This window comes from Acidimicrobiales bacterium, assembly GCA_016716005.1.
Taxonomy (GTDB): Bacteria; Actinomycetota; Acidimicrobiia; order Acidimicrobiales; family JADJXE01; genus JADJXE01.
This window is the reverse complement of the sequence record JADJXE010000001.1, coordinates 2,606,512-2,621,416: the sequence shown is the minus strand read 5'-3', so window position 1 is coordinate 2,621,416 and position 14,905 is coordinate 2,606,512. Positions and strand designations below refer to the sequence as shown.

The following is a 14,905-nucleotide window of genomic DNA, read 5'->3' as shown; positions in this document are numbered from 1 at the left end:
CGATGGCCGTGCTCGGCGCCGCGCTGCTCCTCGCCACCTGCGGGGGCGACGCAACCACCGCCACCACCGGCGCCACGAGCGCCACGAGCGACGGGACCACCCTGACCCTCATGACCCACGACTCGTTCGCCGTCAGCGAGGACGTCCTCGCCGGCTTCGAGGCGCGCACGGGCATCTCCGTCGACCTGCTCCCCGCCGGCGACGCCGGCTCCGTGCTCAGCCAGGCCATCCTCACCGCCGACGACCCGCTGGCCGACGTGCTGTTCGGCGTCGACACCACCTTCCTCACCCGGGCCCTCGACGCCGACCTGTTCGTGCCGTACCGCTCGGCCGCCCTCGACGGCGTGCCCACGGAGCTGCAGCTCGACCCCGGGCACCGGGTGACGCCCGTCGACTACGGGGACGTGTGCGTGAACGTCGACCTCGAGTGGTTCGCCGGCCGGGGCCTCGACCCGCCGCCCACGCTCGACGACCTCGCCGACCCCGCGTACCGCGGCCTGCTGGTGGTGCAGGACCCGGCCACGTCGTCGCCGGGCCTGGCCTTCCTGCTGGCCACCGTCGCCCGGTACGGGTGGGGCGACGACGGCCCGGGGTGGCAGGCGTTCTGGGAGGGGCTCCGCGCCAACGACGTGCTGGTGGTGTCGGGCTGGGAGGAGGCCTACTACGGCGAGTTCTCCGGCGGGTCGGGCGAGGGCAGCCGACCACTCGTCGTGTCGTACGCCACCAGCCCGGTCGCCGAGGTCGTGTTCTCCGACCCGCAGCCGGCCGAACCCCCGACGGGCGTGCTCACCGACACCTGCTTCCGGCAGGTGGAGATGGCCGGGATCCTCCGGGGGACCGAGCACGAGGATGCGGCCCGAGCGCTGATCGACTTCCTCCTGTCGCCGGCGTTCCAGCAGGACGTGCCCCTGCAGATGTTCGTGTACCCGGCGCGGTCCGATGCCGCCCTCCCCGACGTGTTCACCGCCTTCGCGACGCCCGTCGCCGACCCGCTCACGATGGACCCGGCGGCCATCGGCGAGCAGCGGGAGGAGCTCCTCGACGAGTGGCGGCGGGTGATCGCCGCGTGACGAGGCGGTGGGAGGGTCTCGGCCGGGCCGTGCTGGTCGCCGTGCCGGTCGTCTTCCTGGTCACGTTCTTCGCCTGGCCGGTCGCCGCCATCCTCCGCGAGGGCCTGTGGACCGGTGGGCGGCTCGACCTGGCCGCCTTCGGCGACGTGGTCGCCGACCCCTACCTGCGCCACGTGGCCTGGTTCACGCTGGGGCAGGCGGTGCTGTCGACGGTCCTCACCCTGGTGGTGGCCCTGCCGGGGGCGTACGTGCTCGCGCGGTACCGGTTCGCCGGCCGGTCGGTGGTCCGCGCCCTGGTGACGGTGCCCTTCGTGCTGCCGACCGTGGTCGTCGGCACCGCCTTCCTCGCGGTGCTGGGCCCGGGCGGCCCCCTCGGCTCGCTCGGCCTGCGGGGCACCGTGTGGGCGATCCTGATCGCCCACGTGTTCTTCAACTACGCCGTCGTGGTGCGCACCGTCGGCGGCCTGTGGGCCCACCTCGACCCGGCGGTCGAGGACGCGGCCAGGACCCTCGGCGCCGGCCCCTTGCGGCTCTTCCGGCAGATCACCCTGCCCCTCCTCGCACCCGCCATCGCCGCCGCCGGGTCCATCGTCTTCCTGTTCACCTTCACGACCTTCGGGGTGGTGCTGGTGCTCGGCGGGCCCCGCACGACCACCCTCGACGTGGAGATCTGGCGCCAGACCACCCAGCTGCTCGACCTGCGGGTGGCGGCCGTGCTGGCCGTGCTGCAGCTCGTGGCCGTCGCGGCCGTGCTCGTGGTGCAGAACCACCTGGTCCGGCGGCGGACCGTGCGGCTCCGCCTCCGTCCCGAGGCGGTGGTCGCCCGGCGGCCCACGACGCCGTGGGCCCGGGCCCTGGTCGCCGCCAACCTCGCCCTCATGGCGGTGCTGCTGGGGGCGCCCCTGGCCGTGCTGGTGGAGCGCTCGGTCTCGACGCCCTCCGGGTACGGGCTGGCCTGGTATCGCGACCTGGGCGTGCGGGCGCCCACCTCCACACTGTTCGTGCCCCCGGCCGAGGCGATCCGCAACTCCCTGGCGTTCGCGGTGCTGGCCACGGTCCTCGCCGTCACGGTCGGCGGCTGCGCCGCCGTCGTGGTGGCCCGTCGGCGAGGCCTGGCCTCGCAGGGCCTCGAGGCCTTCGTGCTGCTCCCCCTGGGCACGTCGGCGGTCATCGTCGGCTTCGGGTTCCTGGTCGCGCTGGACACCCCGCCGCTCGACCTGCGATCCCGGCCGATCCTCATCCCCATCGCCCACGCCCTGGTCGGCATCCCCTTCGTCGTGCGCCTGCTCGTGCCCGTGATCGAGGCCATCGACCACCGCCTCCGCGAGGCGGCCACCGTGCTGGGCGCGCCACCACGGCGCGTGTGGCGTGAGATCGACCTGCCCCTGACGGCCAGGACCGGCCTGGTGGCCGCCGGCTTCGCCGCGGCCGTGTCGCTCGGCGAGTTCGGGGCCACCGCCTTCATCGCCCGCCCCGACACGCCCACCGTCCCGGTGGCGATCGTGCGCCTGCTCGGGCGGCCGGGGCCGGCCAACGTCGGCCAGGCCATGGCCCTGAGCGTGATCCTGATGGCCCTCACCGCCGTCGTCATCCTGGCCGTCGAGCGGTTCCGGCTCGGCGACCTGGGCGAGTTCTAGGGGCGGCGATCGTGCTGGAGGTGGCGGGTCTCACGGTGCGGTTCGGTCCCACCACCGCGCTCGACGACGTGGACCTCACCGTCGGCGACGGCGAGGTGGTGTGCGTGCTCGGGCCCAGCGGCTGCGGCAAGAGCACCCTGCTGCGGGCCGTCGCCGGCCTCGAGGCGCCGGCGGCCGGGCAGGTGCGCTGGGACGGCGACGACCTGGCCGGGGTGCCGCCCCACCGGCGGGGCTTCGGGCTGATGTTCCAGGAGCACGCCCTGTTCCCGCACCGCGACGTGGGCGGCAACGTCGGGTTCGGCCTGCGCATGCAGCGCCGCCCGGCCGTCGAGATCGACCGCCGTGTGGCCGAGCTGCTGGACCTGGTCGGCCTGCCCGGCACGCAGCGCCGGGAGGTGGGGGCCCTCTCCGGCGGCGAGCAGCAGCGGGTGGCGCTGGCCCGCGCCCTGGCGCCTGCCCCGCGCCTGCTCATGCTCGACGAGCCCTTCGGGTCGCTCGACCGGCCGCTGCGCGAGCGCCTCACCGTCGAGGTGGGCGCCCTCCTGCGCCGGCTGGGCACCACCGCGCTCCACGTCACCCACGACCACGACGAGGCCTTCGCCCTCGCCGACCGGCTGGTGGTGCTCCGCTCGGGAGGGGTCGAGCAGGTGGGGAGGCCCCAGGAGCTGTGGTCCCGGCCGGCCACCGCCTTCGTGGCCCGGTTCCTCGGCCTCGCCAACGTGCTCGACCCGGCCGAGGCGGCCGCCCTGGAGCTCCTGCCCACCGGGGCCGGTGCCGGCGCCGGCGCCGACGCGGCCGTGCTCGTCCCGGCGCCCGCGATCCACCTGCAGGGCCCGGGCGGGCCGGGGCTGGCCGCCACGGTCCAGGCCCGGTCGTTCCGCGGCGACCACACACGCGTGGTGGTGTCGACGCACACCGGCACGACGCTGGAGGCCACCACCAGGGACTCGCCACCCGACGTGGGCGATTCCGTACGTTTGGCGGTCGACCGGGACGCGATTCGCGCGCTCAGTGGTTGAACCAACGGTTTTCGTGAGACCACCCCTAGGATCGGTCCCGTGCCTCCGCCGCGGCAGGCGACCGGTGCGTCCCCTGCGGACCCCACCCCCGCCACCGAGGGCACGGCCGCGAGCCCGCGCCGCCCAACCCTGCCGCCGGCAGATCCCCTCACGGCGGCCGCCGTCCACCTCCAGGCCGTGCAGGGCCTCCTCGCCGACATCGACATCGACGCCATGGTCGTCACGCCCGAGGGGTACGTCGCCTGGGCGTCCGACCGGCTCCGCCACCTCGGCGGCCGGCGGCTCGACGAGCTCCTCGGGGGCATGACCCAGCGGGCGCGGGCCGGCCTGCGCCGCCGGCTGGCCGCGTCCCTCTCCGACGGGGCACCCCCGCCCGCGCTCGAGACGCTGGTGACGGGACCTGACGGCGCCGAGCGCCTGATCCACTGGAGCGGCCGCGTCCTGCGCGGCGACGACGGTCGGGGCGTCGGCGCGGCCTACGCGGGGCTCGACATCACCCGGCAACGGACCGCCGAGCGCGCCCTCGCCGACCGGGTCGCCTTCCAGCAGCTCCTCACCTCCGTCTCCGCCCGCTTCCTCACGCTGCCGCCCGGCGAGGTCGACGCCGGCATCCACGAAGCGCTGAGCGCAGCCGCCGAGCTGGCCGGCGCCGACCGGGCCTACCTCCTGCTCTACGGCGACGACGGCACCGTGACCGAGACGCACGACTGGTGCAGGCCGCAGGCCGCCGCAGACGAGGCCGCGGCTGCCACGTCGTCCCCACCGATCGAGGCGGCGGCACGCTTCGCCAGCCGGGTGGCACGGGGTGAGCCGTTCCTCGTCTCCGGCGCCGACGACCAGCCGCCCGACGAGGCCGACTTCCTCCGGGGCGCAGGCCTGCGCTCGGCCGTGGTGATCCCGCTCCGCAACGGCGACCGGGTCCGAGCGAGCGTCGGCTTCGACGCCGTCCAGCGCAGGATCCGCTGGTCCGCGGAGCGGGCGGAGCAGCTGCGCACGGTGGGTCAGCTCGCGGTGAGCGCCCTCGAGCGCAAGCGGGCCCACCGGACGCTCGAGGAACGGGCCGCGTTCGACGCCGCCCTGGCCGCCATCTCCACGCGCCTCGTCGACGTGGACGTGGTCGACGTCGACCGCCGGATCAGCCAGGCGCTGGCCGCGATCGGCCGACTGGCCGGCGCCGACCGCGCGTACGCGTTCGACGTCGACCTCCAGCGGGCGACGATGACCAACACCCACGAGTGGTGCGCCGAGGGGATCGACCCCGTCATCGACGGGCTCCACGACCTCCCCCTCGACGAGCACCGCTGGCTGCTCGGCCACCTGGCCGCCGGCAGCTCGGTGGTGGTGTCGGACGTCGACGACCTCCCTCCGAGCGAGCGCGACCTCCTCGTCGGCCGGGGCGTCCGGTCGCTGATGCTGTCACCGCTCACCTCGCTCGGCCGGCTCGTGGGGTTCATCGGCCTCGACGCCGTGCGGGCCACCACCACCTGGCCGGTGGAGCGCGTGCAGCAGCTCCGCCTGTTGGGCGAGCTGCTGGTGAACGTCACCGAGCGCCAGCGGGTCGTGGGCGAGCTGGCCCGGAGCGAGGACCGGTACCGCCGGCTCGCCGAGGGCCTGCCCGACGTGGTGTTCCGCTTCCGCACGCGCCCCGAGCCGGGCATGGAGTACGTCAGCCCCACCGCCGCCGAGGTGCTCGACCATCCCGTCTCGACGCTGCTCGAGCCGGGCGGGGTCCTGCGCCACCTGGCGCCCGACGGGCGGGACGCCCTGGTCGCCATGCTGTTCGACGACACGGTGAGGTCCCACACGGTGCGGGTCCGCTGGCGCCGGGGCGACGGGCGCACCGCGCGGATCGAGATCCGCGGCAACCGGATCGTCGACGAGGAGACGGGCACGGTGGCCGTCGAGGGCATCGTGCGGGACGTCACCGAGCAGGTGCGCGCCGATGCCGTCACCCGCCTGCACACCGACGCGCTGCAGGCGCTGCTCGCCGGCGAGCCGGTCGAGGCCGTGCTCGACCGGGTGTGCCACGAGGTGGCCGACCTGCTGTGCCTCCCCGCCATCTGGGTCGGCACCAAGCGGCCCGAGGGCCTGGTCGCGGTCACCGGCCGCGGTGGTCCGCTGGCCGGCGAGCTGGTCCTGCCCGAGATCCGCTGGGACGGCGGGCCGCTCAGCGACGGCCCCGCGGCGCGGGCCGTCGCCACGGGCCGGCCCCAGCTGGTGCGGGCCGACCAGGTCCGGCCGGCGACGTCGAGCCACGCCCGTGCCACCGGCCTGGTGGCCGGGTTCGGGCTCCCCCTCACCCTCGCCGGCCCCCTCGGCCCCGAGGGCGAGCCCGTGGGTGTGCTCGCCGCCTACGCCGACGAGGCCACGGCCCTCGACGAGCCCACCCTCGCCACCCTCCGGGACCTGGGCGGCTGGATCTCGCTCCTCCTCACCCTCGCCCGTGGCCAGGAGCGCCTGCGCCTGCAGGGCGCGGCCATGGCCGCGGCCGCCAACGCCATCTTCATCACCGCCCCCGACGGCAGGATCGAGTGGGTGAACGACGCCTTCACGCGCCTCACCGGCTGGCCGGCCGACGAGGCCCTCGGCGGCACGCCGCGCATCCTGCGCTCGGGCCACCACGACGGCGCGTACTACGAGCGGCTGTGGTCGACGATCCTCGCCGGGCGTCCCTTCCACAGCGAGGTGGTCAACCGGCGCCGCGACGGCACCCTCTACCAGGCGGCGCAGACCGTCACCCCGCTGGTCGACCCCGAGGGTGCGATCCGGCACTTCGTCGCCATCCAGGAGGACGTCACCGCCCTGCGCGAGGCCGAGGCCCAGCTCGAGCACCAGGCCCTGCACGACAGCCTCACCGGGCTGCCCAACCGCTCGCTCCTCGCCGACCGCCTTCGCCAGGCCCTCACGCGGGCCCGTCGCCACGACCGCCGGGTGGGGGTGGTGCACGTGGACCTCGACGACTTCAAGGTCGTCAACGACGTGCAGGGCCTGGCCGACGGCGACCGGCTGCTGGTGGAGGTCGCCCGCCGCCTGGAGGCGGTGATGCGCCCCGGCGACACCGTGGCCCGGCTGGGTGGGGACGAGTTCGGCGTGCTCTGCGACGACCTGGCCGACGAGCGCGACGTGATCCCGCTGGTCGAGCGGGTGCGGCTGGCGCTCGACCAGCCTCGCGCCGACGACACGACGGGCATCCCCGCCACCATGGGCGTGGCGGTCACCCGCCCCGGCGACGACACCGACGCCGAGGCCCTGCTCCGCGACGCCGACACGGCCATGCACCGCGCCAAGGCCCGCCATCGAGGGCGCTTCGAGGTCTTCGACGAGTCGATCCGCGCCGACTTCCTGGAGCGCATCCGCACCACCGACGAGCTCCGACGCGCCATCGCGGAGGACGAGCTCGTGGTCTGCTACCAGCCCCAGGTCGACCTGCTCAGCCGCGCCCTGGCCGGCGTCGAGGCGCTCGTGCGGTGGCAGCACCCCGAACGCGGCCTCCTCGCGCCGGCGGCCTTCGTGGGGCTGGCCGAGGAGACGGGGCTGGTCGCCAGCCTCGACCGGGTCGTGCTCGGCCAGGCGCTCGCCCAGCTCGCGGCCTGGAAGGCCGACCCCTCGCTGAGCGCTCCGCCCGTGCTCGCGGTCAACGTGTCCGTGCACACGCTCACCGACCCCACGCTGGCCGACGACGTCACGGCCCTGCTGGCGGCCACCGGCGTGGCCCCGGGCGAGCTGTGCATCGAGGTCGTGGAGAGCGTGGTCGTGGACGAGGGGGCCGCCGCGAGCCTGGACCGCATCGCCGCGCTCGGCGTCGGCATCAGCATCGACGACTTCGGCCGCGGCTACTCGTCGCTCGGGTACCTCCGGCACCTGCCCGTGAGCCTGCTGAAGATCGACCAGTCCTTCGTGGCCGACCTGTCACGATCCGAGGGCGCCCACGCCATCGTGGCCGCTGCGGTCGAGCTCGGTCACGGCCTGGGCCTCCGGGTGCTCGCCGAGGGCGTGGAGACGCCTGTCCAGGCCGAGGCCCTGAGCCACCTGGGCTGCGACCTGGCCCAGGGCTTCCTGCTGAGCCGGCCGCTCCACATCGATGCGCTCACCGAGGTGATCCGCTCGGCGCGCACCTGGCACGACGCCTGGTAGGCACCGGGCGGTACTGTCCGGCCCCGTGCGCATGGGCTTCCTCGGGGCCGGCTTCATCGCCCGGTTCCACTCCATCTCCCTCGACGCGTCGGGCGAGGCGTTCGAGCGAGCCGGCGTCTACGACCCCGACCGCCACCGGGCCGAGGCCTTCGCCGCCGCGAGCGGGTCACCCGCCTGCGCCAGCGAGGACGAGCTGCTGGATCGCAGCGACGCCGTCTACGTGTGCACCTGGACGGCCGAGCACCCGAGGCTCGTGCGGGCCGCGGCCGAGCGGGGGCTGGCGGTGTTCTGCGAGAAGCCGCTCGCCGTCGGCGTCGCCGCCGCCCGGGAGATGACCGCCGCGGTCGAGGCCGCCGGCGTCACGAACCAGGTCGGGTTGGTCCTGCGGCACTCCCCTGCCTTCAACGCGCTGCGCCACGTGGTGCGCCAGCCCGAGTCGGGCCGGATCATGAGCATCGTGTTCCGCAACGACCAGTTCATCCCCATCACCGGTCACTACCGGTCGACGTGGCGCGCCGACGTCGCCAGGGCCGGCGCGGGTGCCCTGCTCGAGCACTCGATCCACGACGTCGACATGCTCGAGTTCCTGGCCGGTCCGGCCGATGGGGCGAGCGGCCGCACCGCCGACTTCCACGGCAACCCCGGCATCGAGGATCTCGCCGTGGCGACCCTGTCGTTCGCGTCGGGGGCGCTGGCCACGCTCACGTCGGTGTGGCACGACGTGTGGTCGCGACCGAGCCTCCGGCGCCTCGAGGTGCTGTGCGAGCGCCGCTTCGTCGTGCTGGAGAGCGACTGGTTCGGCCCGGTCCGCTGGAGCGACCCCGACGGCGGCGAGCACACCCTCGAGGGCGATGCCCTGCTCGACGTGGGGCGCGCCCAGCTGACCGGCCCCGACAACCCCGACGCCGCCTTCCTGCGGGCCGCGGCTGCGGGCGAGCCGGCGTGGCCCGACTTCGCCCTGGCCCTCCGCGCCCACGAGGTCGTCGACGCCGTCTACCGCTCGGCCGCCGACGGCGGGACGCCGGTGGCCCTCGACCCGGTGATCCCGCCCGGTCCCCATTCCCGACAATCCTGATCGTTCTGATCGACATTGCGGCCCGGGCGCCCTAGGATGCCCGCCGACCGTCACGAGGAGGACCGCATGGCCATCCGACTGGGCGACACCGCGCCCGACTTCACCGCCGACACCACCGAGGGCCCCATCAGCTTCCACGAGTGGCTCGGAGACGGTTGGGGCGTGCTGTTCAGCCACCCCAAGGACTTCACCCCCGTGTGCACCACCGAGCTGGGCTACGTCGCCAGGATCAAGCCCGAGTTCGACAAGCGCGGGGTGAAGGTGATCGGCCTGTCGGTCGACCCGGTCGAGTCGCACGTCGAGTGGGAGAAGGACATCGAGGAGACCCAGGGCACGGCGGTCAACTTCCCGATGATCGGCGACCCCGACCGCACGGTGGCAGACCTGTACGACATGATCCACCCCAACGCCAGCGACACGCTCACGGTGCGCTCGGTCTTCGTCATCGGCCCCGACAAGAAGGTGAAGCTCACCATCACCTACCCGGCGTCGACGGGCCGCAACTTCGACGAGATCCTCCGGGTCATCGACAGCCTGCAGCTCACGTCGCGGTACAGCGTGGCCACCCCGGCCAACTGGGAGAACGGCGAGGACGTGATCATCGGGGCCGCCGTCACCGACGAGGAGGCCAAGGAGAGGTTCCCGCAGGGCTGGACCACCCTGAAGCCCTACCTGCGGGTGCTCCCCCAGCCCGGGACCTGAGCCGTCAGACCTGCGCCACCGGGGCCAGCAGCTCGCCGGCGCGCGCCACCAGCTCGGGGTCGAGGTCGAGCTCGGACGCGGCCGCGTTGTCGGCCACCTGACCCGGGCGGCTCGCCCCGACGATCACGCTCGACACCATCGGCTGGCGGAGGCACCAGGCCAGGGCCAGCTGGCTGGGCGTGCAGTCCGCCTCCTCGGCCACACGACGGAGCTCGCCGACGGCATCGAGCACGTCCTGACGGAGGAACCCGGCCATGATCCCGGGATCGACCGTGGTCGCACGGGTGCCGGGCGGGAGCTCGCTGGTCGAGTGGTACTTGCCGGTCAGCACCCCCTGCGCCAGCGGCGACCAGACGACGTTGCCCATGCCGACGTCGGCGCACACGTCGAGCACCTCGCGCTCGATCACCCGCCACAGCAGCGAGTACTGCGGCTGGTTGCTCACCGGCACCGCCCACCCCTCGGACCGGCAGAGCCGCACGGTCGCCGCGATCTGGGCCGCGCTCCACTCGGAGACCCCCCAGTAGAGGACCGTGCCCTGCCGGACGAGGTCGTCCATGGCCCGGCAGGTCTCCTCCAGCGGCGTGTGCTCGTCGTAGCGGTGGCACTGGTAGAGGTCGAGGTGATCGACGCCGAGCCGCCGCAGCGACTGGTGGCACTGCTCGGTGACGTGCTTGCGGGAGAGGCCGCTGTCGTTCGGCCTGCGGCTCATGGGGAAGAACACCTTCGTGGCGAGCACGTACGACTCGCGCCGGTAGCGGGAGAGGGCCCGGCCGACCACCTCCTCGGCCGCCCCTCGGGCGTAGGCGTTGGCCGTGTCGAACAGGTTGACGCCGAGGTCGTAGGCCCGGTGGATGCACTGCTCGGCGGCCTCTGCCTCCACCGAGCCGCCATAGGTGAGCCACGAGCCGAGGCTCACCTCGGACACCTGGACCCCCCACTGCCCCAGCCGGCGGTAGCGCATGGGCGGGGACGGTACTCCGCGACGGCGGTGGCGGCGCACCGCTCCGTTGCCCGGACGGGTCGCGGGTGGGAGCATGGCGCCTCCATGGCGGCCGCTCTCGACCCCGGGCGGGACGAGCGCCCCGACCCGCTACCGGGCACCGGGGGCTCCCCTGGCGCGCCGGCCGACCCCGACGCAGCCGCGGCCGCGTCGCCGTGGGCCGACAGCGCCAGCCTCGAGCTGGACCCCGCCTTCGTGCGCCAGGTGCTCGACACCGACCCGAACCCGATCGTGGTCAAGGACGAGGACGGACGGGTGCGCTACGCCAACCGGGCCACGGCCGAGCTGTTCTCGACCACGGTCGAGGGCATCATCGGCCGCCGCCTCCGCGAGTTCCACGACGACCCCGACGAGCTGGCCCTCTACGACCGGGTCGACGCCGCCGTGCTGCGCACCCGCAAGCCGGTCACCGTGCACGAGACCGTCACCCGGGCCGACGGGCGCGTCGTCTGGTTGGAGATGACGAAGGTGCCACTCGTGCTCGGCGGGAGGATGCACGTCCTCGGCGTGGCCCGCGACATCACCGCCAAGAAGGCGGCCGAGGACGCCCTGGCCGACCAGGAGCGGTGGTACCGCACCCTCATCGCCCGGTCGAGCGACCTGGTCACCGTGGGCGACGGCGACGGCCGCTTCCGCTACGTGAGCCCGGCCGTCGAGCCGGCCACCGGGATCCGACCCGACGAGCTGCTGGGCCGTCCGGTCGACGAGATGCTCCACCCCGACGACCGGGCCGGGGTGCTCGAGGCCCTGGCCGCGATCCGCGGCACTCCCTTGTCGCAGACGACGCACACGTCGAGGATCCGCTACGCCGACGGCTCGTGGCACTGGGTCGAGTCGGTCGTGGTCAACCTGCTCGACGACCCGGTGGTGCACGGGGTCCTCAGCCACTCGCGCGACGTCACCGACCGCGTGGAGGCGGAGGCGTCGCTGCGGGCGGCCGAGGCACGCTTCCGCGCCCTGGTGCAGCATGCCGCCGACCTCGTGCTGCTGATCGACGCCGAGGGCGCGATCCAGTACGCCAGCCCGGCGAGCGAGCGGCTGCTCGGCTACGACCCCGAGGCCTACCGGGGGCGGAGCGTCCTCGACCTGCTGCACGCCGACGACCGGGCCTCGGCCGTCGAGTCGCTGGCCGGCACCGCGGCCGTGCCGGGCCGGGCCGTCCCGATCGAGGTGCGGGTGCGCCGGGCCGACGGGCGCTGGCGGCGCTTCGAGGTCGTCGCCACCAACCTGCTGGACGACCCGGCCGTCGCCGGCATCGTCGTCAACGGCCGCGACGTCACCGACCGGACCGACGCCGAGGAGTCGCTGCGGCGCGCCGAGGCCCGGTTCCGCGCCCTGGTCGAGCACTCCGAGGACATGATCGTGCTGGTCGGGCCGGACGGGCGCGTCCGGTACGCCAGCCCCTCGCTGCAGCTGCTCACCGGGCGGAGCCTCGAGGACCTCACGGGGGCCGACGCCTTCGGGCTGGTGCACCCCGACGACGCCGAGCGGGTGCGGGACCTGCTGATCTCCGGGGTGGCGCGGGGGCTGCCGGCGGCACGGGCCGAGTACCGCGTGCCCCGGTGGGACGGCACGTGGGCGCACGTCGAGACGCTGGCCACGAACCGCCTCGACGACCCCGACGTCCAGGGGGTGATCCTCAACACCCGCGACATCACCGATCGACGGCGCATGGAAGAGGCCGTCGTCGCGTCCGAGCGCGAGTTCCGCCTGCTCGCCGAGAACGCCACCGACCTGATCGTGCGCTACGACGCCGGTGGCACGCGGCGATACGTCTCCCCGTCGGCCCGGCGGGTGCTGGGCTACGCCCCGGAGCAGCTCGTCGGCCGGCCGGCGTGGGACCTCCTGCACCCCGACGACGCAGCCCCGTTCGCCGAGGCCCTCGACGACCCCCGGGCGGCGGCCCAGACCCGTCCCGACGTGGAGGTGCACCTGCAGCGGGTCCGACACGCCGACGGCCACTACCTGTGGCTGGAGAGCACGGTCCGCGTCCTGCGCGACCCCGTCACGGGCGAGGTCACCGAGGTCCAGTCGTCGAGCCGCGACGTGTCCGCACGGGTCGCCGCCGAGGCCGCCCTGCGCGACCACCTGGCCCTCCAGGACCTGGTCACCGGTGCCTCGGCGAGCGTCGCGAACCTCTCGGCCGACGCGCTTCCCGGCGCCCTGGCCCACGCCCTGGGGGAGCTGGCCCGGTTCCTCGGAGCCGACCGGGGGTGGGCCGTCCGCCTTCCCGAGGCCGGCGGCGACCCGGAGCCCGTGGCCGGCTGGCCCGAGGGATCGCCCGTCACCGAGCTGATCGGGCCGGCGCTGCTGGCCCGGCTGTGGCCCCGGGTGCGGGCCGGGGAGCCGGTGCTCGTGCCCGGCGATCCGCCCGACGCCGCACTCGCCGCCACCCTCTCCGACCACGACCTGCAGCTGCTGGTCGCGCTGCCGCTGGTGGTCGAGGGGCGCGCCTTCGGCATGATCGGCCTGGCCGGCCGGGGCGCGGCCGAGCGCGTGCCCGCCGAAACGGTGGACCTGCTCCACACCTTCGCCGACGTCGCCGGGTCGGCCCTGGCCCGCGCCGAGGCCGAGCGCGAGCTGCGAGCCGGCGAGGAGCGGTACCGCGCGCTGGTCGCCGGCGTCCCCGACCTGCTCTTCCGCCTCTCGGCCGACGGCACGTTCATCGACTGGGCGCCGTCGGACTCCATCCCTCTGGTCGCGGCGCCCGAGGAGCTCCTCGGGCGCAACGTGCGCGAGGTGCTGCCCTCCGTCGCCGGCAGGCTGCTCGACGCCGCGGCGCGCGCCCGCTCCAACGGCCAGATCCAGACGTTCTCCTACCAGCTGCCCGAGATCGGCGAGCGGGGCCACTTCGAGGCCCGGGTGGGGGTGCTGGGCGAGGACGAGCTGCTGGTGGTGGTGCGCGACGTGTCCGAGGAGATGACCGCCAAGCAGGCCCTCGAGTTCCAGGCCCTGCACGACCCGCTCACGGGCCTGGCGAACCGCTCCCTGTTCTTCGACCAGCTGGCCCAGGCGCTGGCCCGCTCGGAGCGGAGGCGGGGCCAGGTGGCGTTGCTGTTCGTCGATCTGGACCGCTTCAAGGTGATCAACGACAGCCTCGGCCACGACGCCGGCGACCGGTTGCTCATCGAGGTGGCGGGCCGCGTCCGCAGCGCCGTCCGGCCCGGTGACAGCGTCGCCCGCTTCGGGGGCGACGAGTTCGCGGTGGTCTGCGAGGACCTCGACGGCGAGCGCCAGGCCGTCGACGTGGCCGAGCGGGTCGCGGCGGCCATCTGCCAGCCGATCGCCCTGGCCGGGATGGACGTCGTGGTCACGGCGAGCACGGGGATCGTGCTCGGAGCCGGCTGGGGCACGGCCCCGGCCGAGCTGCTGCGCGACGCCGACGCGGCCATGTACCGGGCCAAGGAGCGGGGTCGGGCACGGGTCGAGGTGTTCGACCAGTCGATGCGGGCCCTGGCGGTGGCTCGCCTGGCCGACGAGAACGACCTCCGGCGGGCGGTGGCCGAGGGGCGCCTGCTCGTGCACTACCAGCCCCAGGTCGACCTGGCGACCGGCCGCATCGTGGGGGTGGAGGGTCTGCTTCGCTGGGAGCACCCCGAGCGGGGCACGCTGGCGCCGGCCTCGTTCCTGGCCGTCGCCGAGGAGACCGGCCTGATCGTGCCGATCGGGGCGCAGGTGCTGGAGCAGGCGTGCCGCGACGCGCTGCCGTGGCTGGAGACCCGCCCCGAACTGGTCCTGTGGGTGAACCTCTCGGCCCGGCAGGTTGCCGACGCCGAGGCCGCCGCGCTCCTGTCGGCGACGTGCCGGGCCACCGGCTTCCCGCCGGAACGCCTGGGCGTGGAGGTCACCGAGACCGCGCTGCTCACCGATCTGGCGGCCGTGCAGCGGAACCTGGAGGCGATGCGCGCCACCGGGACACGCGTCGCCGTCGACGACTTCGGCACGGGCTACTCCTCGCTCGCCCACCTGCGCCGGTTGCCGCTCGACGTCGTGAAGGTCGATCGGGCCTTCGTGGACGGGCTGGGCTCGGAGCCCGACGACACGGCCATCGTGGCCGCCGTCGTGGGCATGGGGCGGGCGCTGGGTTTGGCGACGGTGGCCGAGGGCGTGGAGCAGCGGGAGCAGATCGAGGCCCTCCGGGCTCTCGGCTGCGACCACGCCCAGGGCTTCTACTTCGGCCGGCCCGTGCCGGCGGTCGAGCTGGCGGCCCTCCTGCGCGCCGGCCCCCTCGGGCCCTCCTGAGCGCATCGCGCGGCGACCGACGC

The 14,905-nt window shown here is 74.7% G+C and carries 8 protein-coding genes; 7 read left to right on the top strand and 1 reads right to left on the bottom strand.

Translation table 11 applies throughout. The features are described 5' to 3' along the window. Positions 1 to 2: 2 nt before the first annotated feature. The 6 genes from IPM45_12900 to IPM45_12875 all read left to right on the top strand — a co-directional run bounded on the left by IPM45_12900 (position 3) and on the right by IPM45_12875 (position 9,637). The gene (locus IPM45_12900; GenBank protein ID MBK9180432.1) at positions 3 to 1,070 is read left to right on the top strand and encodes a thiamine ABC transporter substrate-binding protein; all 1,068 of its coding nucleotides are present in this window, start codon (positions 3 to 5) and stop codon (positions 1,068 to 1,070) included. A gap of 41 nt (positions 1,071 to 1,111) precedes the next feature. Then, positions 1,112 to 2,707, top strand: a complete 1,596-nt coding sequence (locus IPM45_12895; protein ID MBK9180431.1) for an iron ABC transporter permease — start codon at positions 1,112 to 1,114, stop codon at positions 2,705 to 2,707. 11 nt (positions 2,708 to 2,718) lie between these two features. Further along, positions 2,719 to 3,726 carry an ABC transporter ATP-binding protein gene (locus IPM45_12890; GenBank protein MBK9180430.1) on the top strand — a complete coding sequence of 336 codons (1,008 nt, stop codon included), beginning with the start codon at positions 2,719 to 2,721 and terminating at the stop codon, positions 3,724 to 3,726. 39 nt (positions 3,727 to 3,765) lie between these two features. Continuing rightward, positions 3,766 to 7,860: an EAL domain-containing protein gene (locus tag IPM45_12885; protein ID MBK9180429.1), complete on the top strand. Its 4,095-nt coding sequence runs from the start codon at positions 3,766 to 3,768 to the stop codon at positions 7,858 to 7,860. Between the two features lie 25 nt (positions 7,861 to 7,885). Next, a complete protein-coding gene (locus tag IPM45_12880) occupies positions 7,886 to 8,935 on the top strand; it encodes a Gfo/Idh/MocA family oxidoreductase (GenBank protein MBK9180428.1) in 1,050 nt (349 codons plus the stop codon). A 66-nt stretch (positions 8,936 to 9,001) separates the two neighbouring features. Next, the gene (locus IPM45_12875) at positions 9,002 to 9,637 is read left to right on the top strand and encodes a peroxiredoxin (protein MBK9180427.1); all 636 of its coding nucleotides are present in this window, start codon (positions 9,002 to 9,004) and stop codon (positions 9,635 to 9,637) included. 4 nt (positions 9,638 to 9,641) lie between these two features. Here the strand turns inward: IPM45_12875 and IPM45_12870 are convergent, their stop codons facing one another. Beyond that, entirely contained in the window at positions 9,642 to 10,601 is a 960-nt protein-coding gene (locus tag IPM45_12870) for an aldo/keto reductase family protein (GenBank protein MBK9180426.1), read from the bottom strand. 84 nt (positions 10,602 to 10,685) lie between these two features. On the opposite strand from IPM45_12870, the gene IPM45_12865 reads away from it, so the two are divergent. Continuing rightward, positions 10,686 to 14,882, top strand: coding sequence for a PAS domain S-box protein (locus tag IPM45_12865; protein MBK9180425.1), 4,197 nt, complete (start codon positions 10,686 to 10,688; stop codon positions 14,880 to 14,882). Positions 14,883 to 14,905 lie beyond the last annotated feature (23 nt).

What these genes read in the sequence shown, in the direction of transcription:
- IPM45_12900 (MBK9180432.1), top strand. Translation starts at nt 3, where the DNA reads ATGGCCGTGCTCGGCGCCGCGCTGCTCCTCGCCACCTGCGGGGGCGAC.
- IPM45_12870 (MBK9180426.1), bottom strand. Translation starts at nt 10,601, where the DNA reads ATGCGCTACCGCCGGCTGGGGCAGTGGGGGGTCCAGGTGTCCGAGGTG.
- IPM45_12865 (MBK9180425.1), top strand. Translation starts at nt 10,686, where the DNA reads ATGGCGGCCGCTCTCGACCCCGGGCGGGACGAGCGCCCCGACCCGCTA.
- IPM45_12875 (MBK9180427.1), top strand. Translation starts at nt 9,002, where the DNA reads ATGGCCATCCGACTGGGCGACACCGCGCCCGACTTCACCGCCGACACC.